General features: G+C 56.6%; 27 protein-coding genes. 12 read left to right on the top strand and 15 right to left on the bottom strand.

The window, feature by feature from the left end; genetic code table 11:
* Nucleotides 1–5 precede the first annotated feature (5 nt).
* Both HV346_RS07935 and HV346_RS07930 read right to left on the bottom strand, forming a co-directional pair.
* Nucleotides 6–1,310 (bottom strand): sugar ABC transporter permease, encoded by a 1,305-nt coding sequence (locus HV346_RS07935; RefSeq protein WP_181622976.1) that lies wholly within the window; start codon nt 1,308–1,310, stop codon nt 6–8.
* Between the two features lie 56 nt (nt 1,311–1,366).
* Nucleotides 1,367–2,581: an extracellular solute-binding protein gene (locus tag HV346_RS07930; RefSeq protein WP_181622975.1), complete on the bottom strand. Its 1,215-nt coding sequence runs from the start codon at nt 2,579–2,581 to the stop codon at nt 1,367–1,369.
* 321 nt (nt 2,582–2,902) lie between these two features.
* Here HV346_RS07930 and HV346_RS07925 point away from each other — a divergent pair, with 321 nt between their 5' ends.
* Nucleotides 2,903–4,018, top strand: a complete 1,116-nt coding sequence (locus tag HV346_RS07925) for an ABC transporter ATP-binding protein (RefSeq protein WP_181622974.1) — start codon at nt 2,903–2,905, stop codon at nt 4,016–4,018.
* A 3-nt stretch (nt 4,019–4,021) separates the two neighbouring features.
* Here the strand turns inward: HV346_RS07925 and HV346_RS07920 are convergent, their stop codons facing one another.
* Nucleotides 4,022–4,912 carry a LysR family transcriptional regulator gene (locus HV346_RS07920; RefSeq protein WP_181622973.1) on the bottom strand — a complete coding sequence of 297 codons (891 nt, stop codon included), beginning with the start codon at nt 4,910–4,912 and terminating at the stop codon, nt 4,022–4,024.
* A 112-nt stretch (nt 4,913–5,024) separates the two neighbouring features.
* Between HV346_RS07920 and HV346_RS07915 the strand changes: the two genes are divergently transcribed.
* Together HV346_RS07915 and HV346_RS07910 are read left to right on the top strand one after the other, a co-directional pair.
* The gene (locus tag HV346_RS07915; protein ID WP_181622972.1) at nt 5,025–5,852 is read left to right on the top strand and encodes an alpha/beta hydrolase; all 828 of its coding nucleotides are present in this window, start codon (nt 5,025–5,027) and stop codon (nt 5,850–5,852) included.
* Nucleotides 5,813–6,748, top strand: coding sequence for a DMT family transporter (locus HV346_RS07910; RefSeq protein ID WP_249415130.1), 936 nt, complete (start codon nt 5,813–5,815; stop codon nt 6,746–6,748). The genes HV346_RS07915 and HV346_RS07910 overlap by 40 nt, the downstream gene beginning before the upstream one ends.
* Before the next feature lie 49 nt (nt 6,749–6,797).
* Here the strand turns inward: HV346_RS07910 and hpxK are convergent, their stop codons facing one another.
* From hpxK to hpxU, 7 genes are all read right to left on the bottom strand, one after another.
* On the bottom strand, nt 6,798–8,045 hold the full coding sequence (hpxK, locus tag HV346_RS07905) for an allantoate amidohydrolase (protein WP_181622971.1): 1,248 nt from the start codon (nt 8,043–8,045) through the stop codon (nt 6,798–6,800).
* Nucleotides 8,042–9,283 (bottom strand): alanine--glyoxylate aminotransferase family protein, encoded by a 1,242-nt coding sequence (locus HV346_RS07900; RefSeq protein WP_181622970.1) that lies wholly within the window; start codon nt 9,281–9,283, stop codon nt 8,042–8,044. Before HV346_RS07900 ends, hpxK begins: the two co-directional genes overlap by 4 nt.
* 15 nt (nt 9,284–9,298) lie before the next feature.
* Nucleotides 9,299–10,036, bottom strand: a complete 738-nt coding sequence (locus tag HV346_RS07895; protein WP_181622969.1) for an amino acid ABC transporter ATP-binding protein — start codon at nt 10,034–10,036, stop codon at nt 9,299–9,301.
* On the bottom strand, nt 10,017–10,673 hold the full coding sequence (locus tag HV346_RS07890; RefSeq protein WP_181623721.1) for an amino acid ABC transporter permease: 657 nt from the start codon (nt 10,671–10,673) through the stop codon (nt 10,017–10,019). Before HV346_RS07890 ends, HV346_RS07895 begins: the two co-directional genes overlap by 20 nt.
* On the bottom strand, nt 10,673–11,338 hold the full coding sequence (locus tag HV346_RS07885) for an amino acid ABC transporter permease (RefSeq protein ID WP_181622968.1): 666 nt from the start codon (nt 11,336–11,338) through the stop codon (nt 10,673–10,675). The genes HV346_RS07890 and HV346_RS07885 overlap by 1 nt, the downstream gene beginning before the upstream one ends.
* Before the next feature lie 9 nt (nt 11,339–11,347).
* Nucleotides 11,348–12,130: a transporter substrate-binding domain-containing protein gene (locus HV346_RS07880; RefSeq protein ID WP_181622967.1), complete on the bottom strand. Its 783-nt coding sequence runs from the start codon at nt 12,128–12,130 to the stop codon at nt 11,348–11,350.
* 214 nt (nt 12,131–12,344) lie between these two features.
* On the bottom strand, nt 12,345–13,184 hold the full coding sequence (gene hpxU / locus HV346_RS07875) for a MurR/RpiR family transcriptional regulator HpxU (RefSeq protein WP_181622966.1): 840 nt from the start codon (nt 13,182–13,184) through the stop codon (nt 12,345–12,347).
* A 212-nt stretch (nt 13,185–13,396) separates the two neighbouring features.
* Here hpxU and HV346_RS07870 point away from each other — a divergent pair, with 212 nt between their 5' ends.
* Genes HV346_RS07870 through hpxZ form a run of 4 tightly spaced genes read left to right on the top strand, consistent with a single transcriptional unit; the run spans nt 13,397 to nt 16,963 of the window.
* Nucleotides 13,397–14,980, top strand: coding sequence for a gamma-glutamyltransferase family protein (locus HV346_RS07870; protein ID WP_181622965.1), 1,584 nt, complete (start codon nt 13,397–13,399; stop codon nt 14,978–14,980).
* Between the two features lie 14 nt (nt 14,981–14,994).
* On the top strand, nt 14,995–15,183 hold the full coding sequence (hpxX, locus tag HV346_RS07865; RefSeq protein WP_181622964.1) for an oxalurate catabolism protein HpxX: 189 nt from the start codon (nt 14,995–14,997) through the stop codon (nt 15,181–15,183).
* Nucleotides 15,180–16,577: an AtzE family amidohydrolase gene (locus HV346_RS07860; protein ID WP_181622963.1), complete on the top strand. Its 1,398-nt coding sequence runs from the start codon at nt 15,180–15,182 to the stop codon at nt 16,575–16,577. Before hpxX ends, HV346_RS07860 begins: the two co-directional genes overlap by 4 nt.
* Entirely contained in the window at nt 16,574–16,963 is a 390-nt protein-coding gene (hpxZ, locus tag HV346_RS07855) for an oxalurate catabolism protein HpxZ (RefSeq protein WP_181622962.1), read from the top strand. The genes HV346_RS07860 and hpxZ overlap by 4 nt, the downstream gene beginning before the upstream one ends.
* 173 nt (nt 16,964–17,136) lie before the next feature.
* Here hpxZ and puuE read toward each other — a convergent pair whose 3' ends face one another.
* Genes puuE through HV346_RS07840 form a run of 3 tightly spaced genes read right to left on the bottom strand, consistent with a single transcriptional unit; the run spans nt 17,137 to nt 19,545 of the window.
* The gene (gene puuE / locus HV346_RS07850; protein ID WP_181622961.1) at nt 17,137–18,069 is read right to left on the bottom strand and encodes an allantoinase PuuE; all 933 of its coding nucleotides are present in this window, start codon (nt 18,067–18,069) and stop codon (nt 17,137–17,139) included.
* A 16-nt stretch (nt 18,070–18,085) separates the two neighbouring features.
* Entirely contained in the window at nt 18,086–18,829 is a 744-nt protein-coding gene (gene hpxA, locus HV346_RS07845; RefSeq protein WP_181622960.1) for an allantoin racemase, read from the bottom strand.
* Complete coding sequence (locus tag HV346_RS07840; protein WP_181622959.1) at nt 18,829–19,545, bottom strand: GntR family transcriptional regulator; 717 nt, start codon at nt 19,543–19,545, stop codon at nt 18,829–18,831. Before HV346_RS07840 ends, hpxA begins: the two co-directional genes overlap by 1 nt.
* Nucleotides 19,546–19,689: 144 nt before the next feature.
* On the opposite strand from HV346_RS07840, the gene HV346_RS07835 reads away from it, so the two are divergent.
* Nucleotides 19,690–21,186, top strand: a complete 1,497-nt coding sequence (locus HV346_RS07835) for an NCS1 family nucleobase:cation symporter-1 (protein WP_181622958.1) — start codon at nt 19,690–19,692, stop codon at nt 21,184–21,186.
* A gap of 106 nt (nt 21,187–21,292) precedes the next feature.
* On the top strand, nt 21,293–22,609 hold the full coding sequence (gene guaD / locus HV346_RS07830) for a guanine deaminase (protein ID WP_181623720.1): 1,317 nt from the start codon (nt 21,293–21,295) through the stop codon (nt 22,607–22,609).
* Here guaD and uraH read toward each other — a convergent pair.
* Together uraH and uraD are read right to left on the bottom strand one after the other, a co-directional pair.
* Nucleotides 22,589–22,912, bottom strand: a complete 324-nt coding sequence (uraH, locus tag HV346_RS07825; protein WP_181622957.1) for a hydroxyisourate hydrolase — start codon at nt 22,910–22,912, stop codon at nt 22,589–22,591. The genes guaD and uraH overlap by 21 nt on opposite strands.
* Complete coding sequence (gene uraD, locus HV346_RS07820; protein ID WP_181622956.1) at nt 22,909–23,409, bottom strand: 2-oxo-4-hydroxy-4-carboxy-5-ureidoimidazoline decarboxylase; 501 nt, start codon at nt 23,407–23,409, stop codon at nt 22,909–22,911. Before uraD ends, uraH begins: the two co-directional genes overlap by 4 nt.
* 245 nt (nt 23,410–23,654) lie before the next feature.
* Here uraD and hpxO point away from each other — a divergent pair, with 245 nt between their 5' ends.
* From hpxO to HV346_RS07805, 3 genes are read left to right on the top strand one after another with little or no spacing between them, the layout of a single operon-like run.
* Entirely contained in the window at nt 23,655–24,809 is a 1,155-nt protein-coding gene (gene hpxO / locus HV346_RS07815) for an FAD-dependent urate hydroxylase HpxO (RefSeq protein ID WP_181622955.1), read from the top strand.
* Between the two features lie 31 nt (nt 24,810–24,840).
* The gene (gene hpxD / locus HV346_RS07810) at nt 24,841–25,878 is read left to right on the top strand and encodes a molybdenum cofactor-independent xanthine hydroxylase subunit HpxD (protein WP_181622954.1); all 1,038 of its coding nucleotides are present in this window, start codon (nt 24,841–24,843) and stop codon (nt 25,876–25,878) included.
* A 13-nt stretch (nt 25,879–25,891) separates the two neighbouring features.
* Nucleotides 25,892–26,857: a PDR/VanB family oxidoreductase gene (locus tag HV346_RS07805; protein WP_181622953.1), complete on the top strand. Its 966-nt coding sequence runs from the start codon at nt 25,892–25,894 to the stop codon at nt 26,855–26,857.
* Nucleotides 26,858–26,859: the final 2 nt, after the last annotated feature.

The following is a 26,859-nucleotide window of genomic DNA, read 5'->3' as shown; positions in this document are numbered from 1 at the left end:
GTCCCTTACGCCATGTCGTCATTTTTGAAGGATTTGGTGGCGCGGAACTGCCACAGCGCCAGGCCGACGACAAAGATCGACAGCAGGATGGTGATAGTCGCCGCAATGGCATATTGCGAAGACGACATGGTGAGTTTGTAGATCCATGACACCAGAATGTCGGTTCCACCTGCATTGGAGCCCACCACCGCTGGTCCGCCGTTGTTAAACAGATAGATAATGTTGAAGTTATTGAAGTTAAAGGTGTATTGCGTGATCAGGATCGGCGCAATCGAGTACAGCACCAGCGGCAGCGTAATGGTGCGCAGCTTGGTCCAGCTGCTTGCACCGTCCATGGTTGCCGCTTCGTATAAATCATCCGGAATGGCTTGTAGCACCCCAGTGGTCATGGCAAAGACAAACGGGAAGCCCAGCCAGGTTTGCATCATGATCAGCGCCGTTTTGGTCCAGAACGGATCGGTCATCCACGCTTTAGGCGCAATGCCAAAGAAGGCCAGAATCGCATTGTTAATCACGCCGAACGAGTCGTTAAACATCCCGGCGAATACCAGAATAGTGACAAAGCCCGGAACCGCCCACGGCAGGATAAAGATGGTGCGAATCAGCGGCTTAAAGCGCAGATCTTTTTGGTTCACGAGAATTGCCAGCAGTACACCGACGGAGCATTGCAGCGTCGTGGCAAGCAGCGTCCAGACAACCGTCCACTGCAACACATCAAGGAACGTGGACCGCCAGATGGAGAGCGTGAAAATGTTGATGAAGTTCTTGAAGCCAACCCAGTCCACCAGCTTCGCTGGCGGCGTGTGGTAGAGGTTGTAGTTGGTAAAGGCGATGGAAAACCCGAACAGGATCGGGAACACCACCACGAACACCAGCAAAATAAAGCCAGGCGTGATCATCAGATACGGAAAACCATCACTCAGCAGCATCTGGTACTGCTTACGCACGCTGTTGAGCGCCAGCCCTTCGTCCCGCTTTACGCCATTGAGCCAGGCATCGCGCAGGGACAAGTAGTAAACCATGACGCCAAACGCGACAATCAGCACGCTGATGATCCCTTCGGCCAACAGGAAGATGGAGTTGTCGCGCGGAACCTCCTCGCCCAGGGTCACCAGCCCCCATAATCCTTCGCGCAGAAAGTCAGAGAATACCCCGATAAAGCTGGCCAGCAGGACCAGAAAGATAGCCCCTTTTAACCACTGACGATGATAAAACTGCCCAAAGCCGGGTATAACAGCCAACAGCAGACCGCACCAGGCATGACGTCCGGCTGCACGCGTTTTGGCAAAATGTTCTGGGATGATACTCACAGACAACTCCTTTCAAAAAACGGGAGAGTGCTCTCCCGTTCTGCTACGTCAGAAAATTACTGGTTACTGGCCTGCATGGCTTCAATTTGCATCTGGATCTGTTTTTCTGCGCTATCCAGCGCCGCTTTCGGATCCTGCTTGCCGGTCAGGCTCAGCTCCAGCGCAGCGTTAGCCGGTCCCCAGACTTCGCCCATTTCAGGAATGCCTGGCATGGCGGATGCCCGCGCAGCCTGAATGGCCACGGCGCTGGCTTTCTCATCATTCTTGATCACCGGATCGTCAATCATCGCGGTCAACGGCGGAATTTCACGCGTCGCGATATAGCGCGTTTTTACGTACTGCGGCTGGTTGATGAACTCGATGAATTTCTGCGACAGAGCTTTGTCTTTGCTCCAGGTCGACACGACATAGCCTTTGACCCCGAGGAAGGAGCTCATCGGCTTACCGTCCGGCAACGCAGGCAGCGGAACCACGCCGTAATTAATGCCTGCCGCTTCGTAGGGCTGGAATGCCCACGGGCCGTTGATCACTGCCGCCGCTTTTTTCTCGGTAAATAACGAGTCAATCGCGTTCAATCCGTTGTCGCCAATGGTCCCGGCCGGGAAAATGCCATCCGCGTAGAATTTCTTCAGGAAGGTAACAGCCTCAACCGCTCCGGGCTTGTTCAGGCCGACATCTTTCGCATTAAACCCGCCTTTGTCGTTTTTCCCGAAGATGTAACCCCCCATGGGGGCAATCGCTCCCCAGCTGTAGTAAATCTGGTCAAACTTGGCCAGCAGGCCATACTGGTTTTTTGCACGCTGCTGCTTTGAAAAGTCGTACCACTCCTGCAAGGTATTCAGCGGCTTATCAATCAGATCCTTGTTATAGATCAGCACCAGGGTTTCCACGGCTTTTGGCACACCGTACAGCGTATTGTCCATCTTGAAGGCATTGATGGAGGCCGGTGTGTATTGTTCTGTCTGTTTAGCCTCCAGATTCAGGGGGGTTAACAACCCTTGCACGACAGCGCCGCCCAGTTGATCATTAGGGATCACCAGGACATCGGGGCCAATACCCGCCGGGCCATCCAGACGCAGTTTTTCCAGTTGCTGCGCGTAAGGCATCTCCTGCACATTGACCTTAACGTCGTACTGTTTTTCAAAATCGGCGACCGCATCTTTAATACCGGACGACTTTTTGATGTCTTCCCAGACATTAAGCTGCGAGGTGGCATGGACCTGCATCGCGAGCGTAGAGAGGATCAGAGCAGCGAGTATGTTCTTTTTCATTATCAACCTCATGTGAAGGTATAACAATTTTAGGATTATTATGGCATGTAAACATCAACACCCCGCACCAGATAACCCATAGAAACTGGCTTAAGAGGCATGACATCGAATGCCTTTGGTTTGTTATACGCTACCCTTCACATCATGATAACTCTACAAAAAACTGTAAGTTGTGTGATCGTCATAACATTAATGGAATATCTATATATGGCGCGTGAATACTGGAAGTTATAGTCATTGCAGACAAATTGCACCGTCCGGCCATGTTGAACATGATTGTTATACGTAAAACATAATCGGCGGTTTACTCGGGGAATACAGATGTCGAACATACAATTGAGGAATGTCACCAAACGCTTTGGCGACACCGTCACCTTGCACAATGTGAATCTTGATATCGAAGACGGCGAGTTTGCCGTCTTTGTCGGTCCCTCTGGCTGCGGTAAATCAACGCTGCTGCGCATGATTGCCGGTCTGGAAGAGGTCAGCGACGGTGAGGTGTTAATTGGAAATGAAGTGATGAACGATGTCGCCCCCTCGCATCGCGGTGTGGCAATGGTATTCCAGTCCTATGCCCTTTATCCCCATATGACAGTGGCCGAGAACATGGGCTACGGGCTGAAGGTCAATAAAGTGCCGAAAGACCAAATCCGCCATCAGGTCGAAATGGTTGCCAAAACGCTGCAACTTTCTCACCTGCTGGACCGCAAACCTAAACAGCTCTCCGGTGGTCAGCGCCAGCGCGTGGCAATTGGTCGCGCGATTGTGCGTAACCCACGCGTCTTTATGTTCGATGAACCACTCTCAAACCTGGATGCCGAGCTGCGTGTCGAAATGCGTCTGCATCTGGCACGTCTGCACCAGGAACTGAAAACGACCATGGTGTATGTCACCCACGACCAGATTGAAGCGATGACCCTGGCCGATAAGATTGTGGTGATGAACTACGGCAAAGTTGAGCAGATGGGCGCACCGATGGATCTCTACTACAAACCGGCAAATAAATTCGTCGCCGGGTTTATCGGCTCACCGAAGATGAACTTCCTGCCTGCGACGGTCGAAGCCTGGCAGCCTGGTGAGCTGACGGTTCGGCTGTCGCAACAAAAATCCCTCACCCTGACACAGACCACCACGCCGCTGAAACCGGGTAGCCAGGTCACGCTGGGTATTCGCCCGGAACATTTAACCACCGACCTCAGCCACGGCACACGCCTGGAATTTAACTGTGAAGTGGTGGAGCGTTTGGGGAATAACACCTACCTCTTTGGCCAGTGTTACGGCCACGACAACATGAAGATCCTGCTGCCGGGCGACGTTAAATTTGCCCCGTGGCAGAAGATCGACGTCGCGTTTGATAACCGCCACTGCATGGTGTTTGACGAGCAGGATGTGCGTGTGAGCGCGGATATCGACAACGTCGTGCGCTCCGTCGCCTAGACATTATTCCTGCCTGATAATTTCCAGAAACTTGTTCGCCAGGGGATTCGCCCTGGCGGACGACCATGCCACCGCCGTGGTGATCACCTCGATACGCTTAGCCAGAGGCAGTGTCACCACACTCGCCGGGGATAACCGTTCAAGCGAAGCCGGGACCAGTGCAATCCCCTGACCACAGCCGACAAAGGCGATTTGTGACGCAACAGAACGCGCCTCATGGATGATGCGGGGCGAAAACCCCTCCTGGCGACAGGCGGTGGTGATACTGTCAAAGTAGACCGGGCTGAGATGCCGGGAGAACATCACCCACTCTTCATGCAGTAATTCACGAATGTTGATTTGGCTCTGGCAGGCCAGAGGGTGATGGCGCGGCAGCGCCACTACCAGTTCCGCACTGGAGAGGGGTAATAACTCAACGCCGTCTCCGGCATCTCCGGTGAGGCGGGCAAAGGCCAGATCAAGCTCACCGTTTTGCAGGGCCGGGATCGCCTCCGCACTGTCTATCTCTTTGATCGAAATAACAATATCAGGATACTGTGTTTTCATTTTATCCAGTAACGCCGGTAACACATCCAGCATCGCAGTGCTGATTGCACCAATGGTGAGGATGCCCGTGTGCCCGGCAACCGCTTCCGTAATAGCCAGTTCCAGCCTTTCGACCTGCTCGGCGAATTTTTTCACCGCCGGAAGAATTGCCAGCCCAACGGGGGTGAGCTGAACCTTGCGCTTTGAGCGATCAAAAAGCTGCACTTTCAGGGACTGCTCCAGCACCTGGATCTGCTGCGTTAGCGGCGGTTGCGTCATCCCGAGCTTTTTGGCCGCGCGGCCAAAGTGTTTCTCCTCAGCGACGGCCAGGAACAGCCACATATGGCGAATAATACGGAAATTGATCATTGTCCCTCAGAGAGTAGTTCACTTATTTCATATATAAAACGTATCACAGGGTTAGTTTATTACGAATATACATATCGAATGGATATCAGGATCATCACCTTCCTGACACAACATGCGTAAAAAGGAAGAAGAGTTGAACCACGAATTCCACAGCCAGACGTATACAGCCACGGTGAAAGGTACACCGATGCAGGTTGCGGCCCTGCACCGAACAGGGACACGAGACCCCATTGTTTTTCTGCATGGCTTTGGCTCGACCAAAGAGGATTATGCCGATATCGTGCGTTATGCGGCATTTAGCGATTGCCCTTTCCTCGCATATGACGCCCCCGGCTGTGGCGAAACCCATTGCCCCGATCTAAAAAAAATCACGATTCCTTTTCTGGCGGAGACAGCACTCAACCTGATTGAACAGGCGGGTTTTACACGTTTTCATCTGGTGGGCCACTCGATGGGAGGACTTACCGCCCTGATGCTGGCTCATGCCCACCCCGACCGGGTACTGAGCTTTGTTGATATCGAAGGCAATATCACCCCGGAAGATTGCTTCCTGAGCCGTCAGGTGCTGGATTACCCCGAAGGCGATGATGTGCAATTTTTCCACGACTTTATCGAACGAACCCGGCATGCCCCCCACTGGGCCAGTGCGTTGTATGCCGCTCGCCTGAGGCATAACGTCCAGGCTGAAGCCGTTCGCCCTATTTTTACCTCGATGGTGGAACACTCCGATCACGGCGAACTGATGGCAAAGTTCCTTAATCTCCCCTGTCCGAAAATGTTCATGTATGGTGAGCAAAACGCTACGCTCTCCTACCTGGACTACATTCAGAAACGCGGCGTACAGTTGGCTGAGATCCCGGACTGTGGGCATTTCCCGATGTACTCAAACCCGGTGCTGATGTGGCAGAAGATCCACGCGTTGCAGGAAACCGTCCGTTGAAGCGCAAACTGACTCCGCACATGCTCGGGTTCGGCCTTGCCGTGCTGGCCGCCTTTGGCTTTTCGTTTAAAGCCATTTTCGTCAAGCTGGCCTATCAGGTGGCTCCCGTCGATCCCGTCACCCTGCTGATGTTGCGCATGTCGATGGCCTTACCACTTATCCTGCTTACCGCGATTCCGGTTCTGCGCAAAGGCCCGGCGCTTCGGGGTAAAGATTATGCCCTGCTGTTCTTGCTGGGTGTTGTGGGGTACTACGGCTCGAGCATGCTCGACTTTATGGGGCTGCAGTACATCTCTGCCGGACTGGAACGGCTGATTTTGTTCACCTACCCGATGCTGACGATTCTGATCGGGGTCTTCTTCTTAGGGAAAACCTTTGAGCGGAAACTTCTGCTGGCGATGCTTCTCGCCTATGGCGGGATTTTGGTTGCCTTTGTCCATGACCTGAATGTCTCAGAAGACATACGCTCCGTCGTGATCGGCGGCTCACTGGTATTGGGCTGCGCGTTTTTATACGCCATCTACAGCGCTGGATCGGAAATCGCCATTGGTCGGATGGGAGCGATCAAATTCTCGGTACTGGCACTGCTGATTTCTGTTCTGGCGACCCAAACCCATTTTCTTGCCGTTCGTCCACTGACCTCACTGATCCTGCCCTGGCCGGTTTATGCCTACAGCGCCGGGATGGCTCTGTTTTCTACCGTGATGCCTATCTTCTGGCTCTCGTCGGCGGTCTCCCGTATTGGCGCGGCAAGGGCCGTGTTGATCGGCCTGATTGGGCCGATTCTGACGCTCGTCTTTAGCTGGTGGCTGCTGGATGAACCGATCTCAGTTGAACAACTTCTGGGGACGGGGCTGGTTGTATGTGGGCTACTGGTGATCATAAGACGTCAATAACGCGCCCCTGCCTTATCCTGGTTTCAGCAGGATAAGGCAGGGCACAAAATCACCGGGATGCCGCCAGCGAGGTGACTGCCCGGCCAAACGCCTCGATCGCCAGCGCCACGTCTTCAGCCTGTACCGATTCCGCCGGATGGTGGCTAATACCGCCTTTGCAGCGCATAAACAACATCCCGACCGGCCAGCGCTCAGCCATGGCAATGGCATCATGTCCCGCTCCGCTGGGCAGAGATAACGACTCCCCCTGCACCGCGGCTACCGCTTCCCCAATCAGGGTTTGCAGACGGAAATCGCATGGTGTGGCGGCAATGCGGTAGAACTCCTCGGCGCTAAAGTACACTTCACGACGTCCGGCAACCGCCTCCGCCAGTGTCAGCAGTTCGCCCAGCAGCGCATCCAGAGGGCCATCCTGTGGGCCACGAATATCGAGTGAGAGCGTCACTTCACCCGGGATCACATTCACCGCTCCCGGAACACACCGGATCTCCCCCACCGTAGCAACCAGATTGTTACCATGCCGTTGTGTGGTGCTCTCCACTGCGACCATCCACTCTGCGGCGGCGGCAAGTGCATCCTTACGGTGATTCATGGGTACAGTGCCCGCGTGCCCTGCCTCGCCGGTAAACTGGCAGCGCAAACGCCGCGCCCCGTTGATCGCCTCAACAACGCCCAGCGCCAGCCCTTTCTGCTCCAGACACGGCCCTTGCTCGATATGCAATTCCAGATAGCTACTGATGTCCGCCACGTTGCGCGCAGCATGTGAGATCCGCGCAGGATCAAGCCCCACCTGCACCATTGCCTGCGCCACGCTGATCCCTTCAGCATCAGTGGTTGCCAGCCAGCTCTCCGGCCAGGTTCCCGTCAGGCCACGACTGCCCAGCAGCGTGATGCCAAAGCGCGTCCCTTCTTCATCGCAAAAACCTACAATCTCAATCGCTTGCGCCAGACGTGCGCCCCGCCGATGCAGGTTGTCCACCACCTCAATGGCGGTAAGCACGCCAAGCATACCGTCGTAGCGCCCGGCATTGCGTACAGTGTCCAGGTGCGAGCCTAACAACACCGCAGGCGCCCCCTCCTGTTCACCTTCATAGCGCCCACACAGGTTTCCCACACTGTCCTGCCAGACGGTCATCCCTGCGTGTTGCATCCACTGGCCGACACGCTGGTTAGCCTGCAAATGCTCAGGCGAAAGCGAGACCCTGGTCAGGGCATCCGGGGTTTCACTGATGGCCGCCAGTTCATCTGCCCTGTCCATGACACGTTCAGCCGCCTGCTGGCGGGTTAATGGACTCATAGCGCCGTCTCGCTGCGATAATGATCCCACGCCGCCTGCATCGCCGCGCCCTGCGTCGTGGTGAATCTCAGGTAGTTCAGCACCGATTCAAGCGCACTCAGCGTGGTCATCACACAGTCTTTACGCGCGTTGTACCCCATCGTACCAATACGCCACACCTTGCCATGCAGTGGACCAAAGGATGTACCGATCTCGATGCCGAAATCCTCCAGCATCAGCTTGCGCACCTGGTCACCATTGACCCCCTGCGGGATCACCACGCCCAGCACATTATTCATCTTGTGCTTCAGGTCACCGAAAGTTTCCAGCCCCATCGACTGAATGCCTTTTAGCAACGCATCACCGTGCAGTTTGTGACGCGCAATGCCGTTATCCAGCCCTTCCTGCAGGATCAGACGCGCGCACTCGCGCGCGCCAAACAGCGCGGTGGTGGCTTCGGTATGGTGGTTCAGGCGCTCTGGCCCCCAGTAGTCCATCACCATGCCGAGATCGAAGTAGTTGGAGTAGACCATCTCATCCACTCCGTCATGGTGGGCGTCCGTTCGGATGCCCTCTTCCACGCATTTGCGGCGGCGGATCGCCTCTTCCATGCGCGCGCTCAGGGTAATGGGCGATGTCCCTGATGGGCCTCCGAGGCATTTCTGCATCCCGGCGGAAACGGCATCCAGCGCCCAGGCATCGGTTTCCAGCGCGTTACCACCCAGCGATGCGGTGGCATCGGTATAAAACAGCACATCGTAACGGCGGCAAATCGCCCCCAGTTCAGCAAGCGGTTGCAACATGGTCGTTGACGTATCGCCCTGCACCGTCAGCAGCATTCGCGGACGTACCCGCTTGATGGCATCTTCCACCTGATCCGGGGTGAACACCTCGCCCCATGGAACCTCAATAGTGTGTACCTCTGCGCGACAACGCCGGGCAATTTCGCACAGCAGATGCCCAAAGCGTCCAAAGACCGGAACCAGCACTTTGTCACCAGGACGGATCGCCGAAATCAGGATCGCTTCAATCCCCGCGCGCGACGTGCCATCCACCAGCATTGTCCAGCGGTTGTCGGTACGAAATACGCCACGATAAAGCGCCATCACTTCGTTCATGTAATGGGTCATCGCCGGATCGTACTGACCAATCAACTGGCTCGACATAGCACGCAGTGCGCGCGGGTCGGCGTTAATCGGTCCTGGCCCCATCAACAGACGTGGCGGCGGATTGAGTTGCGGAAATTGAGCGATATCCATCTTAGTGTCCTTAGGTTAATTGAGGCCGCGCACAGAAGAGATAAACTGCTTCAGCTCAGTAGTCTGCGGGTTGGCAAACAGCGTTTTACTGTCGCCCTGCTCCCAGACGCGTCCCTGATGCATAAACACCACGCGGTCGCCCACTTCGCGGGCAAAATTCATTTCATGGGTGACGAGGATCAAGGTCATGCCTTCTGCTGCCAGTTGTTCCAGCACTTTGAGCACTTCGCCCACCAGTTCAGGATCAAGCGCAGAGGTTATCTCGTCACAGAGTAAAACTTTAGGCGACATCGCCAGCGCCCTGGCAATCGCCACACGTTGCTGCTGACCGCCAGAAAGGCTGGAGGGAGAGTAATCCAGCCGGTCTCCCAGCCCCACTTTTTCCAGCATCTGCTTTGCCAGCTCGCGACATTCGTCGGCACTTTTTTTCAGCACCCGTCGTGGTGCAAGCATCACGTTTTCCAGCGCCGTCATGTGCGGGAACAAGTTGAAGTTCTGGAACACCATGCCTACCGAGCGGCTGATTTCACGCGCCTGGGAGTCCCGATCGGTGATGGTCATGCCGCCGAGTTTAATACTGCCGTCCTGATAACCTTCAAGGCCGTTGATACAGCGTAACAGCGTGCTTTTTCCAGACCCACTGCGCCCGATAATCGAAATCACCTGTCCCATATCGATATCCAGATCGACACCCTTGAGCACGTGGTTGTCGCCGTAGTACTTCTGCACCTGATTAATGGTGATGAGAGGCATTGAATTTTGTCTCCAGATAACGGCTGTAGCGCGACAGCGGATAACACAGAATGAAATAGCCCAGCGCCACCAGCGCAAAGACTTTAAATGGCTGATACGTGACATTGGTCAGCATCGTTCCGGCTTTGGTCAGTTCGATGAAACCGATAATCGACGCCAGCGCCGTGCCCTTAATCACCTGCACGGCAAAACCCACCGTTGGCGCAATAGCAATGCGTAACGCCTGCGGGGCAACCACCCTGAACAGGGTCTGCCCGAAGCTCAGCCCCAGACAGCGCGAGGCTTCCCATTGCCCTTTTGGCAACGCCCGGATACTGCCAAACCAGATATCCAGCAAAAACGCACTGGTGTAGAACGTTAACGCCAGCGAGGCGGCAGTCCAGGGTGAAACGTCAATGCCAAACAGCGCCACGCCGAAGAAGGCCAGAAACAGTTGCATCAGCAACGGCGTCCCCTGAAACAGCTCAATGTAACCCCGGATCAGCCGCTTTACCGTATGTCCCCCCGTCAGACGCAGCAACAGCAGCGGCAAGGTCACCATGGCCCCGCCGACAAAGGCGACGAGCGAAAGCAGCACCGTCCAGCGCCCGGCGAGCAACAGGTTGCGGATAATGTCCCAGTCGGTAAAGGTGGTCATCATGCCTGCACCCCCAGCCATTTGCGTCCTGCTGCCATCATCAGCTGGCGCAGAATAATCGACAGCGCTAAGTAAATCCCGGTCGTCACCAGATACACCTCAAAGCTCAGGAACGTGCGTGACTGGATCAGGTTGGCGGCAAAGGTCAGCTCTTCATAAGAGACCTGAGACACCACCGACGAACCCAGCATGACGATAATGCACTGGCTCACCAGCGCGGGATAAATTCGCTGCAACGCCGGGGGCAGTACCACGCGGATGAACGTCTGCGTACGGGTCAGACCGAGCACGCGCCCGGCTTCCCATTGTCCTTTCGGCGTCACCTGGATCCCGGCGCGGACAATCTCGGTACTGTAAGCGCCCAGATTGACAATCATCGCCAGCAGCGCGGCTTCCCCCGCCGTCATTTTCAGCCCCATGTTGGGCAGACCGAAGACGATAAAAAAGAGCTGTACCACAAACGGCGTGTTACGAATCACTTCTACGTAGCCGCCCCAGATCCGGCTGAACCAGGTCGGCCGCCCGCTGCGAATGGCGGCCCCGAAAATACCGATAGCCAGCCCGCCAATCGTCGCCATCACGGTCAGTTGTACCGTGACCCACAGCCCTGCCAGCAAAGCGGGTAAATAGGGCCAGAGTTCAGAAAAATGAAGTTGTTCTGTCATTCACTCGCCTTAAACGCCAAGGCTTGCAGGCAGAGGGGCTTTCATCCACTGTTCCGACAGCGCGTTCAGCGTACCGTCCTTGATCCCCTGCTCGATCAGCGCATCCACTTTCGCTTTCAGAGCGGGCTCATTCTTTTTCAGGCCAATAAAGCACGGTGAATCTTTCAGCATAAAGCTCGGTACGGGGGCTTTATCCGCGTTCTGGCGGGAAATTGCGGCCACCACAAGGTTGCCGGTTGCCACGTACTGCACCTGGCCGGAAAGATAGGCCGACAACGTGGTGTTGTTGTCCTCGTAGCGTTTCACATCGGCATCTTTCGGTGCGAGGCTGGTCAATACCATGTCTTCCACTGCACCGCGCGTCACACCAATGGTTTTACCGCTCAGCGCACTGGCGTCTTTCAGTTCTGCCCCTTTCGGGCCAAACACACCGAGGAAGAACGGCGCATAGGCGCGACTGAAATCAATCACCTTTTCACGCTCGGCATTTTTACCGAGGCTGGAGATCACCAGATCCACTTTATCCGTTTGCAGATACGGCACGCGGTTGGCGCTTGTGACCGGAACCAGTTGCAGTTTGAGCTTCATCTGCTTCGCCAGATAGCGCGCCATATCGATGTCATAGCCCTGCGGCTGGAGATCGGTTCCGACCGAACCAAACGGTGGGAAATCCTGCGGTACGGCAATGCGGAGGGTTCCGCGTTTTTCAATGTCCTGAAGCTGGTCAGCATGTGCTGGCAGTTGTGTAAACAGACAAGCGACCCCGGCCAGTGCAATCAACAGTTTTTTCATGGTGTTTACCCGTTACGTTAACATGAAACAAAAGATTCGTTGAGTTAACTTTTGCAACTAATGTGCCAAGGAACACAAAACCGATGCTCACGGATAAAAATCATTACGAAGACAGGAAATACAAGACATTTAAAAAACGAAAGGGGAAATAATGACTCATTTCCCCTTTCGTTTATTGCACCAATTTAATGCAAAGCACCAGCCTGACGCCCCATTATCGTTGCTCCAGCTCATCCAGCTGTTGGTAAAGCGTGGCGATCTCGTGAATGCGTGGGCGGCCTTTATCCAGAATCTCATGCAGAAAAGCATTGGCTAGCAGGTTGATTAAACTGTTCACCGACGAATAGCTGTCGTAGGCGGATACGCTGTCGAGCGGAGCACAAAGCTGCCAGTTCGACAGCGGAAAAAGACCGTGCGCCTGCGGCTCACACATCAACAGAACCGGAATACCGTCGGTTTGCAACTGTTGCAGCAGCGGGCGAATAATGCGGGGACGGCGGCGAAACGCCATAACTACCACCAGATCGTCCGGGGTGAAATCCACCAGCTCTTCGCTCAAACTCTGCCCCGGCTGGGGCAGCACCAGCACCTGGCCGCGCGCCTGTAACAGCTGCTGGCGCAGGTGAAGCGCCGCAGGATAGGCATTTCGCATCCCAATAATGATGATCCGCCGCGCCCTGACCATGCAGGCCATCGCCTCGGCAAATTGCCGGGCATCCAGGGCATTCACCCACTGCGTCAGGTTGGCCATCTCCTGCTTGTAGTGGCGCGCCAGCAAAGTGTTGCCCTGTACCGCATCACGGTTATCCGTCAGCGGCATGCCGCTCTGACGCAACGTGCGCAGCTCCTCACGCATATCCTTATACTTTTCGTAGCCCAGACGCTTAAACAGGCGGCTTACCGTGGCTTTCGATACTCCGCTCAGTTGTGCCAGTTCGGCACTGTTGTAGCTAATGAGGTCGTCGAAGTGATCGAAAATGAAATCGGCTACCCGCTGTTCCTGCGGCGAGAGTGACCCATACTGCCCTTTCAGTCGTTCATCAAGCTGTTCCATAAGACCTCTGTAACTTTCGTTTCACTGCACGCCTCTCATACTCCAGGCGGCAATGCGCATTACTGCAACGCGAATGGATGTAGGGTATCTGCCTTTCATTATGCATGCCATCTTATTAAAAAGATGCGTTATGGCTGGCGTGAAACTTTTCTCTCAGAACTGGAACAGCTTTTGCAACCCTCAGATCCTCTTTCGGGTCATGAGGACTCCCCATGCACAGTAATGTTTCCGTACACGGGATGGCGGTCGCCCCCCACCATCTTGCCAGCCAGAGCGCGCTGGCTGTCTTGCGCGAAGGTGGCAGCGCCATTGAGGCGATGGTCGCGGCAGCCGCCACGATAGCCGTTGTCTATCCCCATATGAACGGTCTGGGCGGCGATGGCTTCTGGCTTATCATCCCACCCGATGGCGAGCCGGTTGCTATCGATGCCAGCGGTGCGGCAGGCTCGCTGGCGACGCTGGACGCCTACCGCGATCACGCGCATATCCCTCATCGCGGCCCGCGTGCCGCCCTCACCGTGGCAGGCACGGTGAGCGGTTGGGACGAAGCACTGAAGGTTTCGCACGAAATGTGCGGCAAGGCGCTGCCATTGAGTCGCCTGCTGTCTGATGCCATTGGTTACGCGCGGAACGGCACGCCGGTTACGGCCTCTCAGGCCAGTGCCACGGCCAGTAAATTAGCCGAATTGAAAGAGGTTCCCGGTTTTGCCGAGACCTGGCTTGTGGACGGTGAACCTCCTCAGGTCGGGAGCCGTTTTTATCAGCCTGCGCTGGCCTCTACCCTGACACAGTTGGCCGAAGAGGGGCTGGACAGTTTTTACCGTGGTCCGCTGGCGGAATGTCTGGCCCACGGCATGGAAAAATATGGCCTTCCCATCACCCTTGCCGATCTGAATCAGCACGTCGCGCGGCGGACCACACCACTCAGGCTACAGCATCAGCAGGGCGAGGTGTGGAACCTCGCGCCACCCACGCAGGGGCTGGTGTCACTGGCCATCCTCGGGATCACCGATTGCCTTAACATGGCGGATGCCGATGACGCGACCACCCTGCACCGCATTGTGGAAGCCACCAAACTGGCCTTTGGTCTGCGGGATGCCCACATCACCGATCCGCGCGATCTGAAAACGGATATTCAGGGCCTGCTGGAGTCCGCCAAACTTCAGGCGCTGGCTGGGCGAATTGACGATAACCAGGCTGCGCCGTGGGGCACAGGTAAAGGCCCAGGGGACACGGTGTGGATGGGTGTCATGGACAGCAGTGGCCTTGCTGTCTCGTTTATCCAGAGCATTTACCATGAATTTGGCAGCGGCGTGGTCCTGCCCGACACGGGGATTGTCTGGCAAAACCGTGGGGCATCTTTCAGTCTCGATCCTGCCCACCTTCTGGCCCTCGCCCCCGGTAAACAACCGTTCCATACCCTGAACCCGGCAGCGGCAAGACTGCATGACGGACGGGTGATGGTCTATGGCTCTATGGGCGGTGACGGACAACCGCAGACCCAGGCAGCCCTGTTTACACGCTATGTGATCCAGGGCGTGCCGCTACAGGAGAGCATCACCCGCCCGCGCTGGCTACTGGGGCGCACCTGGGGCCAAACCTCCGACACCTTAAAACTGGAGGGACGCTTCTCATCGCACACGCTTGACCATCTGCGGGCGCTGGGCCATGACGTCGAAGTGTTCCCGGACTTTAGCGAAGCGATGGGGCACGCAGGGGCGATTGTTCGCCACCCCAACGGCCTGTTTGAAGGCGCATTCGACCCACGCAGCAACGGCTCCGCCGCCGGATTCTGAGGAGAAACCCACCCATGACTACCCCCCAACCCGACTGGCATACCTACCTGGCCCAGATGGAGTCCCTTCTGGGCGTCGAACTGGATGACGCTCGCCGCACCGAGCTACAGCTCCAGTTCAGCCGCATTGCGGCCATGGCTGCGCCGTTGATGGCATTGCCACTGGATGACCGTCTGGAGATCGCAGGAGTATATAAAGCATGATGCTACACGCCATGAGTATGAGTGAAATCCAGCGGGCGTTAGCCGCAGGCGAACTCAGCGCCCGCGAGATTGCGCGTCAGACACTGGATGCTATCGCTGACCTAAACCCGCAGATCAACGCCTGGACCGCCATCACCGAAGAACGGATGCTGGCGGAGGCCGACAATATCGATACCCTGCGTCGGGAGAAACGTCCCCTGCCGCCGCTGGCCGGAATTCCCTACGCGGTGAAAAATCTGTTTGATGTTGCCGGGCATACCACCCTCGCCGGCGCGGAGCTGTTCAGCCAGCGTCCTGCCGCCACGGCAGATTGTTTTGCGGTGCGTCAGTTGCGTAGCGCCGGAGGATTGCTCTCCGGAATGGTCAACATGGATGCCTACGCTTACGGGTTTACGACCGAAAACAGCCACTACGGTGCGACACACAACCCGCACGATCTGGCGCGCATTGCCGGAGGGTCGTCGGGAGGATCAGCTGCGGCCGTGGCCTCTGGCCTGGTCCATTTTTCTCTCGGGACAGACACCAACGGCTCCATTCGCGTGCCCGCCTCTTTATGCGGACTCTACGGGCTGAAGCCAACCTTTGGCCGCCTTTCCCGTTCCGGCAGCCACCCGTTTGTCGCCAGCCTGGATCATATCGGCCCTTTCGCCCGTCGGGTGAGCGATCTCGCATCGGTTTACGATGCCCTTCAGGGACGCGATACCAGTGACGGTTTTCAGGCGGAGAGTTCGCGGGAGCAAACCCGTCCGTTGCTTTCAAGAGGGCTGGAGGGATTGCGTTGCGCTGTGCTCGGCGGGTACTTCGCGACCTGGAGCGACAGCGATGCGCGTGATGCCGTTGCACGCGTGGCAAAAGCGCTTGATGTGCGCGACGAATTGCTTTTCCCGGAGGCGGAACTGGCCCGTTCAGCTGCCTTTATCATCAGCGCATCAGAGGGGGGAAATCAGTATCTTCCGGCGCTTCGCACCCTACCGGAGCGGTTTGAACCGCACTCCCGTGAACGCCTGCTGGCAGGGGCGATGATCCCTTCTGCCTGGTATATCCAGGCTCAGCGTTTTCGTCGCCACGCCCAGCAGACATGCAAAGCCCTGTTTACCCAAGCCGACGTGCTGATCGCCCCCGCCACACCCTGCAGTGCTACGCGGATTGGTGAGCAAACAATGGAGATCAACGGTCAGTCACTGCCAGTTCGCGCCAGCATGGGGATGCTCACTCAACCAATTTCGTTTTTAGGGCTACCGGTCACGACCGTACCGCTGCGTACCTCTGAAGGACTTCCCATTGGCCTGCAACTGATTGCTGCGCCGTTTAACGAACAGGCCTGCCTGCGTGTTGCGCGGGTACTGGAAGAGAGCGGGATCACCGATGCCCGTCCAGCGGAGATGGTGCAATGATCAGTCACGATGACATTAACCTGCCATGGGTACTGGCCGACGTCACCGCAGCGTTTTATCGCTATGAGGATGCGCTGGTCAGTAACAATATTGCGGTGCTGGATGAACTCTTCTGGCATGACAAAAACACCGTGCGACTGGGGGCGGGAGAAAACCTGTACGGTATTGATGAGATCCGTGCTTTTCGTGCCGCGCGCCCTTCAGCCGGATTGCAGCGGGTGTTGCGCCATACGGTGATCACCACTTTTGGGGAGGATTATGCAGTGTGCAGTACGGAGTTTACGCGTGAGGGAACGGAGCGAATTGGACGCCAGCAACAGACGTGGGTGAGATTTTCTTACGGGTGGAGGATTGTGGGGGCACAGGTGAGTTTAATGTCCAGTTGACGGACTATGCGGTTAACGCCGTTCACCTTTTGACCTGTGAATATTGTCATTTCTCAACCCGTGAACGGGATAAGGGGGCCGCGCTCCCTCTTATCCATCCCCGCGGCCCCGCAGAAAATCGGTGCTTCGCACTGCGCTCCCCCCTCCAGGCAGCAGAGAAGTCTGGATGATCTTTATCTCTGGAAAGGATGCGCTTCCCGCCAGTGATCGGCGATCTGCTGGCGCGTACAGACCCACACGCGGTCATGCTGCTGGACGTAATCCAGAAAACGTTGCAGTGCGCGGAACCGTCCCGGACGTCCCAAAAGACGGCAGTGCATGCCAATGGACATCATTTTGGGAGCGTCTTCGCCCTCTTCGTAGAGCACATCAAAGCTGTCTTTCAGATAGGTGTAGAACTGCTCTGCGGTGTTGAACCCTTGCGCCGTGGCGAAACGCATGTCGTTGGCATCAAGGGTATAGGGCACAATCAGGTGCGGCTTGCGTGCGCCGTCACTGCACGCCACCTCAGTCCAGAAAGGTAAATCGTCACCGTAGTAGTCACTGTCATAGTCAAACCCACCGTGCTCCACCACCAGCTGACGGGTGTTGGGGCTGTCGCGTCCGGTGTACCAACCCGTTGGCGGCTTGCCAAACAGATCGGTCAGAACGTGCACCGCTTTTTGCAGGTGCTCGCGCTCCTGAGCGATGTCCATATTCTGATAGTGGATCCAGCGCCAGCCGTGGCTGACGACATCGTAATTCGCGGTTTTAATAGCCCCGACGATATCAGGATGGCGCGCCAGCCCCATCGCCACGCCGAAGACCGTTAAAGGCAGCCCGCGCCGGCTAAATTCATTATGGATACGCCAGAACCCGGCCCGGCTGCCGTATTCATAGAGGGAATCCATCGACATATGTCGGTCCGGGTAGCTGGCTGCTCCGATGATGTCCGAGAGAAATTGCTCAGAACCCGCGTCACCATGCAGCACATGGTTCTCCGCCCCCTCTTCGTAATTGAGAACAAACTGGACGGCAATACGGGCCTGGTTTGGCCACTGCGCATGCGGTGGTTTCCCCGCATATCCGCGCAAGTCACGCGGATAGTCCTGTTCAAAAAGCGCCATCACGACCCCCTTAAAATTAAAATGGATTCAATACCTGAAATTTACCGCTCAACGCCTTGCGTTCCGGAAAAGCGAGATCGCCCTGTTTACTGGTCGATAGCCCCAGTGCCACCAGCGATTCAACCATCTTCACCGCCGCACTGACGCCGTCAATCACCGGCACATGCAGCTCACGCGTCAGCTCCTGCGCCAGGGTCGCCATCCCGCCACAGCCCAGCACAATCGCCCCGCTGCCATCCTCTTTAATCGCCTGAATACACCGCGCCCGGACTTTCTCCTGTGCCAGACCGCTACCGTCTTCAAGTGCCAGAACCGGTAAGTCGATCGCATGCAGGGCAGCACAGTGATCCTGAAAACCATACTGGTGCAGAAGGTGGCGAGCGATGATCAGCGTGCGCGGCAAAGTGGTGACAATAGAAAAACGCGTCGCCACCATTGTCGCCATGTGCATGGCGGCTTCCGCGATGCCTATCACCGGCCCCTGAGCCAGCTCACGCGCAGCGAGCAGACCCGGATCGCCAAAGCAGGCGATAACATGACCATCCACCCCCTGCTGGCGTCCCGCGCTGATTTGCTCGAGAACGCCGACCGCCGCAATGGCTTCATCAAAGTGACCTTCGATAGAGGGCACACCTTCGCTCGGGCAAACGGCCAGGATCTCGGTTCCCGGCGCCGCAACGGCTCGCGCGGCTGCACCGATGGTTTCAGTCATCCCCGGATTGGTATTGGGGTTGATCACTTGTATACACACAGATGACATTACGACTCCTTGTGGCCCGCAAACAGCCGGGCAAAATCAGGTAAGCATTCACCCGCCCGCTCAAAGCAAAGGCTGGCGACAATATGTTCAAAATGGTGCATCAGGGCATCACTTAACGGCTGAAGTGCTTTCTGGCGCAGCAGATCCACCAGCTGCTCATGGTCGTTACAGCGGCAACCCTGACGCCACGGCGCGCCCCATGCGGCGATGACCAGTGACGAACGCTGGCTCAGGCTGGTCACCATTTCAGTGAGCACCTGATTGCCTGAAATGGCCTGCAACTGAATATGAAAATCAGCAGAGTGACGGATCGCCGCCGGGCCGTCGTAGGCCTCGTGCGCCTGCTGTTCCTGACGGATGATCGCCTCCAGTGCCGCCAGGTGCGGCGGCTGACAGTGCGCCAGCACATCGGGCAGATTTGCCACCTCCAGTAATGCGCGGGTACGAAAGATATGCTGTGCCTCTTCTACCGTCGGACTGGCGACGTGTGCACCACGTTTGGGCGTTAACGTGACCATTTGCACAGCCGCGAGTCGTTGCAGCACCTTGCGGATGCCCGTGCGGCTAACGCCAAACACCTCGGCCAGCGCCTCTTCCGGTAATTTGCTTCCCGGCAGCAACTGATGTTCGACAATGGCTGTCATCAGCGACTGATAGATGGATTCGTCTTTGTCATGCAGGTCTGGCGCGGCATGCAGACTTTTCACGTTGTTCATTAACCACTCCACTTTTTACTTTCCGATATCGAATCGTATACATAAAAATAAAATATTGCATACAAGATTTATTATTTTGGCCTGGATCCTGCAACACCGTTTGTAATCCCATTAAACGGGTTTTCATTCACAGGAGCAGGTTTCATGCCAAATACACAAAACGCGCATCAGGTTAAGGCCGCTGATTCCGGTGCTGTATACAGCCCTCGGCTTTGCAATGAGGATCTGGCACCCACGCGTGACCAGAACTGGAGCTGGTACAACATCTTTTCTTTCTGGATGTCGGATGTTCATAGCATGGGGGGATATGTTGTCGCCGCGAGTTTCTTCACGCTCGGGCTGGCAAGCTGGCAGGTGTTGCTCTGCCTGCTGGTGGGGATTTGTATTGTGCAGTTATGCGCCAATCTGGTGGCGAAACCAAGCCAGATGGCGGGCGTGCCTTATGCAGTCATCTGCCGTCAGGCCTTTGGCGTGTTCGGGGCCAACATTCCGGCGGTGATCCGCGGGCTTATCGCCTTTGCCTGGTACGGCATTCAGACCTACCTTGCCGCAAATGCCCTGATGCTGGTCGGGCTGAAATTCTGGCCGTCGCTGAGCGCCCTGACCACGGATTCATTCCTGGGGCTGTCGCATCTTGGCTGGGTCTGCTTTGCCATCATGTGGGTGCTACAGGCGATGGTCTTCTGGCATGGTATGAGCGCCATTAAGCGCTTTATCGATATCGCCGGTCCGGCTGTCTATGTGGTGATGCTGGCGCTGGCAGGATGGATTGTATACAAGACGGGTTTCGACGGGATCTCCTTTACCCTCGCCAGCAAATCGCTGAGCGCGGGCGAGCAAACCTGGCAGATGATTACCGCTACGGCACTGGTTGTCTCTTACTTCTCCGGCCCGCTGCTCAACTTCGGTGACTTCTCCCGTTACGGTAAAAGCATGGGTGAGATCCGCCGGGGCAACCGCTGGGGCTTACCATTCAACTTCCTGTTGTTCTCGATTGTCACCGTGGTCATTGTTTCCGGCACGCAGTCGCTGTTTGGCCGCATGATCACCGATCCGATTGAAACCGTCAGTCGTGTAGGTAACGACCTGGCCGTGGCGATTGGCCTGCTGACCATGATTACCGCCACTATCGGTATTAACATCGTGGCGAACTTTGTCTCCCCGGCGTTTGATTTCTCCAACTGTTCACCACAGAAGATCAGCTTCCGCACCGGCGGGATGATTGCCGCCGTCGGCTCTATTCTGTTAACCCCGTGGAACCTCTTTAACTCCCCGGAACTTATCCACTACACCCTGGATGTGCTCGGCGCGTTTATCGGCCCGCTGTTCGGTATTCTGATTGCGGACTTTTATCTGATTAAACGCGGCAACGTTTCCGTAGACGATCTATTTGACGATACGCCGAAAGGCAAATACTGGTATCGCAACGGCTTTAACCCGAAGGCCATTGGGGCACTGATTCCCTCCGTGGCGATTGGTCTGGTCATCAGCTTTATCCCTTCCCTGCACGAAGTGGCAAACTTTAGCTGGTTTATCGGTGTGTTCCTGGGGGGCGCAACCTACCGCTGGCTGGCACGCGAAGAGCGCGTTGCAGCCACAGAGACACACTTTCGCGCAAACATCGCAGCGCAAAAAGAGTAACCCCGCCTGACCTGGCCGCAGCACAGTGCTGCGGCTCCTCTCATACTGGCACTGTTTTTGCTTTTTCCTGCTTACCCGCAACGCAAACAATAAGGCAGGAATCATGATGGATTATCAGACAGCGATCCGCGGCGCATTCTTTGATATTGCCGAAGTCTGCGACAGCGCAGACGCTATCGCCCACCACGCACGCTACCTTGACGATGGGTTGTTGTTTATTCAGGACGGCAACATCGTGGCGCACATGGCCTGGCGTGAAGGTGAGCAGTACCTTGATCCCCATAAAGGTTACACCGACCTGCGGGGCAAGCTGTTGCTGCCTGGCTTTGTCGATGCACACGTCCATTATCCGCAAACGGAGATGATTGGCGCGTTTGGCGAGCAGCTTCTGGAGTGGCTAACCACCTACACATTTCCAGTGGAGAGTCAGTTTGCCGATGAAGCGTATGCCGCCGGGATAGCCGAATTTTTCGTGAATCAACTGGTGAGCCACGGCACGACGACGGCGCTGGTGTTTTGCACATTACATCCTGAATCCGTCGACGCGCTGTTTCGCGAGGCCCTGCGCCTCAACATGCGGCTGATTGCTGGTAAAGTGATGATGGACCGGCATACACCTGATTACCTGACCGAAACCGCCGGACAGAGCTACCGCCAGACGCGGGAGCTTATCCTGCGCTGGCAGCATCAGGGACGGCTGGGGTATGCCATTACACCACGCTTTGCCCCGACCTCCTCCCCTGAGCTTCTCGCTGCAGTCAGCCTGCTCAGAGAGGAGTTTCCGGACACCTGGCTGCAAACCCACCTGAGCGAAAACCCGAACGAAGTGGCCTGGGTAAACGATCTCTGGCCGGAGCATGAGCGTTATCTGGATGTGTATCACCACTATGGACTGACCGGAGAGCGCAGCGTTTTTGCCCATGGTATTCATCTGCACGAGAAAGAGTGGCAGTGTCTGCATGATACCGGCTCGGCGGTCGCGTTTTGCCCCACGTCTAACCTGTTTCTCGGCAGCGGTCTGTTTCGCTTACCCGCCTGCTGGCAAAACAGAGTGCGGATGGGCATCGGAACAGATGTGGGGGCGGGAACGACGTTCAGCATGCTGCGCACGCTGGGCGAGGCCTATAAGGTCGGTCAGTTACAGAGCTACCGGCTACGCGCCAGTGAAGCCTTCTACCACGCCACGCTGGGCGGCGCACATGCCCTGCGACTGGATCACAAAATTGGTAATTTCACTCCAGGTAAAGAGGCCGATTTTGTGGTGATTGACCCGGCAGTAACCCCGTTACAGCGCCTGCGTAATGGACGCTGTAAGGATGTGTATGAGCAGTTATTCGTGCTGATGACTCTGGGAGATGAGCGCAATATTAGCGAAACCTGGGTCAATGGTCAGCAGGTATGGTCAACTGCCACGGTAAGTTGACCAGCCTCCCGGTGCAATGACAAACGGCAGATGGAAGTGCTCATCTGCCGTCTCTCCCACCACAAAATCAATTTGCGCGCAGGGGTAGACCGTATTGCGGCCCGTTGCGCTAAACCACAGACCTGTCTCCGCCACCAGGCGGTAGTGCCCCGCCGTCAGGAAGGGGACAAATTCACGGATACGACCGTTATCATTGGTGATCTCCGCCGCAACCACCTCACCGTGGCACTCAAGACGAACCGTCACGCCCTGTGCGGGTTTACCTGTGGAGATATCGAGAATATGGGTACTGAGTGTATTCATTCGCCAACCACTCCTTCCAGCCGTAATAACGTGATTTCGCGCAGTTGCGTCAGGGCTGACTGCACCTCTTCAGCATCGCTGTTTTTCAGACGCTGTTCCAGTGCCTGCAGGATCGCCTCTCCGCTACGTCCTTTCGCGCGGATCAAAAAGACACGCCCAAACCGGGCCTCATAACGGGCATTCCCCTCCCTCAGAGACTGTGTAAGATCGGCGTCGCAGTCGTTAACCGCAGACTGCTCCTGGCGAGACATCGCCGCGTGCGTCTGCTGGCCTGCTGGCTTTTCCCCGATACGGGGATGAGCGCTGAGCGCCTGAGCCAGTGCGGCTTCGTCCCAGGCGAGAGAAATCCCATGCCCATAATCAAACAAGGCTGACAGGCTGGCAAAAGGACGGGCATCTGCCAGGGCCTCAGACCAGCTCTCAATGGCCACACACGGACGTAAGCAGGCGACAGCCTCGTCGTGCTCCAGTCGATTAAAATCATTCAGTGCAATCATGGTGTTTCCCGTTGAAATCGTGTTGTCAGGTCATTGCACAAAGCACGCCACTCTTTCGCACTCTGTGAAACAGTCGATTCCCGGCCCCTGGTTTGGAAATTATTGATTCACAAAATGGCAACATCAGGGTCAACACGCACCACGTCAGTGCACATCACGCGGGAATGATGCCGTTAACTCTTACTTTGCCACTCTGGTACGCAAATTGCTCTTTCCCGTTACACCACCTGCAAAAGGAGAGAAGCATGAAAGCCATCGTGATTGGTGCGGGGATTGGCGGATTAAGCGCAGCCGTGGCACTCAAAAATGCCGGCATTGTGTGTACCGTGTTTGAAGCTGTGAAAGAGATCAAGCCCGTAGGCGCGGCCATCTCCGTCTGGCCTAACGGCGTGAAGTGCATGAACCATCTTGGCATGGGCGAGATGATGGAAACCTATGGCGGCCCGATGCATGAGATGGCCTATTGCGACTATCAACGCGGCGATATTCTCACCCAGTTTAGCCTCGCGCCGCTGGTGGCGCGTACAGGCGGCAGACCCTGCCCTGTATCGCGCACCGAGCTGCAACGGGAAATGCTCGATTTCTGGGGACGCGACGCGGTGCAGTTCGGCAAACGCGTCACGCAGGTCAATGAGACGGCCGAGGGCGTCACCGTCCACTTTATGGACGGTACAACGGCGCAGGGCGATTTTCTGATTGCTGCCGACGGCAGTCATTCAGTGTTGCGTCCATATGTTCTGGGCTATACCCCGGAGCGTCGCTATGCCGGTTACGTTAACTGGAATGGTCTGGTGGAGATTGACGAAACCATCGCCCCTGCACATCAGTGGACGACGTTTGTCGGCGAAGGCAAACGCGTATCGCTGATGCCCGTCTCCGGGGGGCGTTTCTATTTCTTCTTTGACGTACCGCTACCAGCGGGGCTTGCTGAAGATCGCAGCACCCTGCGGGCCGATCTCACCCGCTATTTCAGCGGCTGGGCCGAGCCGGTACAGAAACTTATCGCGGCGCTTGATCCCACAACCACCAACCGGATTGAGATCCATGATATCGATCCGTTCGACAGCCTGGTGCGCGGCAACGTCGCCCTGCTGGGCGATGCAGGACACAGCACCACGCCGGATATCGGCCAGGGCGGTTGCGCCGCAATGGAAGACGCCGTGGTGCTGGGAGATTGTCTGCGCGAAAACCACAACATTGAGCTGGCGCTACGTCAGTATGAGGCCCTGCGCTGTGACCGCGTCCGCGACCTGGTACTCAAGGCACGCAAACGCTGTGACATCACTCACGGCAAAGATATGGCGCTGACTCAGGCGTGGTACAAAGAGCTCGAAGCAGAAACCGGCGAGCGCATTATTAATGGCCTGTGCGACACCATTCAGGGCGGACCTTTAGGCTGACACTGTTGCCTTACCGGCAGGAAGGATAACCATGAGAAGAGAACTCCCTACCCCACCCGCCCATTGCACCTTTGAGCCAGAAGACTGGCTGCGCCTGGCGAAATGCTGGCATCCGGTCGCGCGGGCATGTGACATTGGCCCGGCCCCGGTTAAAGCCACCTTGCTCGATGAACAACTGGTGATCTATCGCATTAAAGACCAGGTGGTGGTTGCACGCGACGTCTGCCCCCATCGCGGCGTGCCGCTGACGCTCGGATTTCACGACGAGGAGGGCATTATCTGTCCTTACCACGGTTTACGTTTTGGCGAGGACGGACGTTGTAACCGAATTCCCTCAAGCCCTGACCAGCCCGTGCCGGCAAAACTGAATCTGACCAGCTTTGCCGTGGAAGAGCGCTATGGCCTGATCTGGACCTGTCTCGCCTGGGAGCCTGAAAACCCGATGCCGCTCCCCACGATGCCCCACTGGGACGACGCAGGGTTTCAGCAGATTAACTGCCCGGCGTTTGAGGTTAACGGCTTTGCCGGTCGCCAGGTGGAAGGGTTTCTCGATGTCGCCCACTTCGCGTGGATCCACACGGATACCTTTGCCGACCCGGATAACCAGGTCGTTCCGGTGTATCAGCCGCAGGAAACCGGGTTTGGCTTCATTGCGGATTACTGGAGTTCGGTGAGCAATTACCCGGCCAACTCTGATTTGCGTGCGCCGGAAGGCTTCCAGTGGTTGCGTCATTTTGAGATGCACCTGCCATTTACCGCCACGCTTACGATCCACTTTCCGGGCGAATCACGGCTGGTGATCATGAACGCCGCCTCACCGGTATCTTCCCGCGTGACGCGTATGTTTGCCCCTATCGCGCGGAATTTTGACCTGCATATTCCGGTTGAAGATGTTCATGCCTTCAATTTACGGGTGTTTGAAGAAGATCGCCTGATGGTGGAGACCCAGCGGCCGGAAAGACTTCCGCTGGATCTCACTCTGGAAGCCCATATTCCTGCGGACAGAAGCTCTATTGCCTATCGCCGTGGGCTGAAAAAAATGGGTTTTGGCGAATTTTTCCTGGTGTGACTGGAGGCGCGTCATGAGTGAGATGCTGAGCGTTATGGTTGAGGGATTATGGCGTCAGGGCGATAAGAGCCTGGCGGTCAGGCTGGTTTCAGCCAACGGGGAGACACTTCCTGACTGGCAACCTGGGGCACATATCGACGTCCATCTGCCTTGCGGGATTGTCCGTCAGTATTCGCTGACCGGGCAGCGTGAGGAAAAGCGCTATCTTATCTGCGTGGCGCGGGAAGCGCAGTCTCGCGGCGGATCACGCTATATTCATGAGATGCTACGCCCCGGTCAGACGTTGCTTATCTCCTCACCGCGCAATCTGTTCCCGCTACAGGAGGCACAGCACGTTCTGCTGCTGGCTGCGGGTATTGGCATTACGCCGCTGTACGCGATGGCCTTGCATCTGGAGGCCTCAGAAACGCCGTTTACGCTGCATTACTATGTCAAACACCCAGGCAGTGCTGCCTTCCTTCAGGCCCTGTCACGCCCGTTCAGGTATGGTACTTACGTGCTCCATAGCTCCCGTGACGGGCAGAGCCCACGCACCACACTGATGGAGGTTCTGCCTCCGCCTGATGGGGGTTTACATGCCTACGTCTGCGGCCCGGAAGGTTTTATGGCTCAGGTACGCGATGCTGGCGTGTCCCTGGGCTGGTCCGAGACGCAGATCCACAGCGAGGCTTTCCAGCCGGTGTCGTCCTGTTCTGGCAGCGATAACGGCGACGTTTTTACCGTCACCCTCTCCTCTACCGGTGAAAGCTGGCCTGTACCTGCGGATAAGACCATAGCCCAGGTGCTGCTGGCTAACGGCGTTGCGGTTCCGCTCTCCTGTGAAATGGGGATTTGCGGCGCGTGCCTGACGCCCGTGATTGATGGCGTGGTGGATCACCGGGATACGGTTCAGTCGGCGGCGGAGAAAGCCGCTGCGGATCAGCAGGTAGCGCTGTGCTGCTCCCGGAGTCACTCAGGGGAACTGGTGATTGGGCTATAGGG

The sequence above is a fragment of the Enterobacter sp. RHBSTW-00994 genome, assembly GCF_013782625.1.
Taxonomy (GTDB): domain Bacteria; phylum Pseudomonadota; class Gammaproteobacteria; order Enterobacterales; family Enterobacteriaceae; genus Enterobacter.
Note: the sequence above shows the minus strand (reverse complement) of the source record. Positions and strands in the feature narration are given on the sequence as shown.

Coding starts and splice junctions, on each gene's coding strand:
- HV346_RS07880 (WP_181622967.1), bottom strand. CDS start 12,130: ATGAAAAAACTGTTGATTGCACTGGCCGGGGTCGCTTGTCTGTTTACA.
- HV346_RS07835 (WP_181622958.1), top strand. CDS start 19,690: ATGCCAAATACACAAAACGCGCATCAGGTTAAGGCCGCTGATTCCGGT.
- HV346_RS07805 (WP_181622953.1), top strand. CDS start 25,892: ATGAGTGAGATGCTGAGCGTTATGGTTGAGGGATTATGGCGTCAGGGC.
- hpxD (WP_181622954.1), top strand. CDS start 24,841: ATGAGAAGAGAACTCCCTACCCCACCCGCCCATTGCACCTTTGAGCCA.
- HV346_RS07840 (WP_181622959.1), bottom strand. CDS start 19,545: ATGAACAACGTGAAAAGTCTGCATGCCGCGCCAGACCTGCATGACAAA.
- hpxO (WP_181622955.1), top strand. CDS start 23,655: ATGAAAGCCATCGTGATTGGTGCGGGGATTGGCGGATTAAGCGCAGCC.
- HV346_RS07885 (WP_181622968.1), bottom strand. CDS start 11,338: ATGACAGAACAACTTCATTTTTCTGAACTCTGGCCCTATTTACCCGCT.
- guaD (WP_181623720.1), top strand. CDS start 21,293: ATGGATTATCAGACAGCGATCCGCGGCGCATTCTTTGATATTGCCGAA.
- hpxU (WP_181622966.1), bottom strand. CDS start 13,184: ATGGAACAGCTTGATGAACGACTGAAAGGGCAGTATGGGTCACTCTCG.
- HV346_RS07895 (WP_181622969.1), bottom strand. CDS start 10,036: ATGCCTCTCATCACCATTAATCAGGTGCAGAAGTACTACGGCGACAAC.
- HV346_RS07870 (WP_181622965.1), top strand. CDS start 13,397: ATGCACAGTAATGTTTCCGTACACGGGATGGCGGTCGCCCCCCACCAT.
- HV346_RS07915 (WP_181622972.1), top strand. CDS start 5,025: ATGCGTAAAAAGGAAGAAGAGTTGAACCACGAATTCCACAGCCAGACG.
- uraD (WP_181622956.1), bottom strand. CDS start 23,409: ATGATTGCACTGAATGATTTTAATCGACTGGAGCACGACGAGGCTGTC.
- HV346_RS07925 (WP_181622974.1), top strand. CDS start 2,903: ATGTCGAACATACAATTGAGGAATGTCACCAAACGCTTTGGCGACACC.
- HV346_RS07900 (WP_181622970.1), bottom strand. CDS start 9,283: ATGGATATCGCTCAATTTCCGCAACTCAATCCGCCGCCACGTCTGTTG.
- hpxK (WP_181622971.1), bottom strand. CDS start 8,045: ATGAGTCCATTAACCCGCCAGCAGGCGGCTGAACGTGTCATGGACAGG.
- puuE (WP_181622961.1), bottom strand. CDS start 18,069: ATGGCGCTTTTTGAACAGGACTATCCGCGTGACTTGCGCGGATATGCG.
- uraH (WP_181622957.1), bottom strand. CDS start 22,912: ATGAATACACTCAGTACCCATATTCTCGATATCTCCACAGGTAAACCC.
- HV346_RS07890 (WP_181623721.1), bottom strand. CDS start 10,673: ATGACCACCTTTACCGACTGGGACATTATCCGCAACCTGTTGCTCGCC.
- HV346_RS07930 (WP_181622975.1), bottom strand. CDS start 2,581: ATGAAAAAGAACATACTCGCTGCTCTGATCCTCTCTACGCTCGCGATG.
- hpxA (WP_181622960.1), bottom strand. CDS start 18,829: ATGTCATCTGTGTGTATACAAGTGATCAACCCCAATACCAATCCGGGG.
- hpxX (WP_181622964.1), top strand. CDS start 14,995: ATGACTACCCCCCAACCCGACTGGCATACCTACCTGGCCCAGATGGAG.
- HV346_RS07920 (WP_181622973.1), bottom strand. CDS start 4,912: ATGATCAATTTCCGTATTATTCGCCATATGTGGCTGTTCCTGGCCGTC.
- HV346_RS07860 (WP_181622963.1), top strand. CDS start 15,180: ATGATGCTACACGCCATGAGTATGAGTGAAATCCAGCGGGCGTTAGCC.
- hpxZ (WP_181622962.1), top strand. CDS start 16,574: ATGATCAGTCACGATGACATTAACCTGCCATGGGTACTGGCCGACGTC.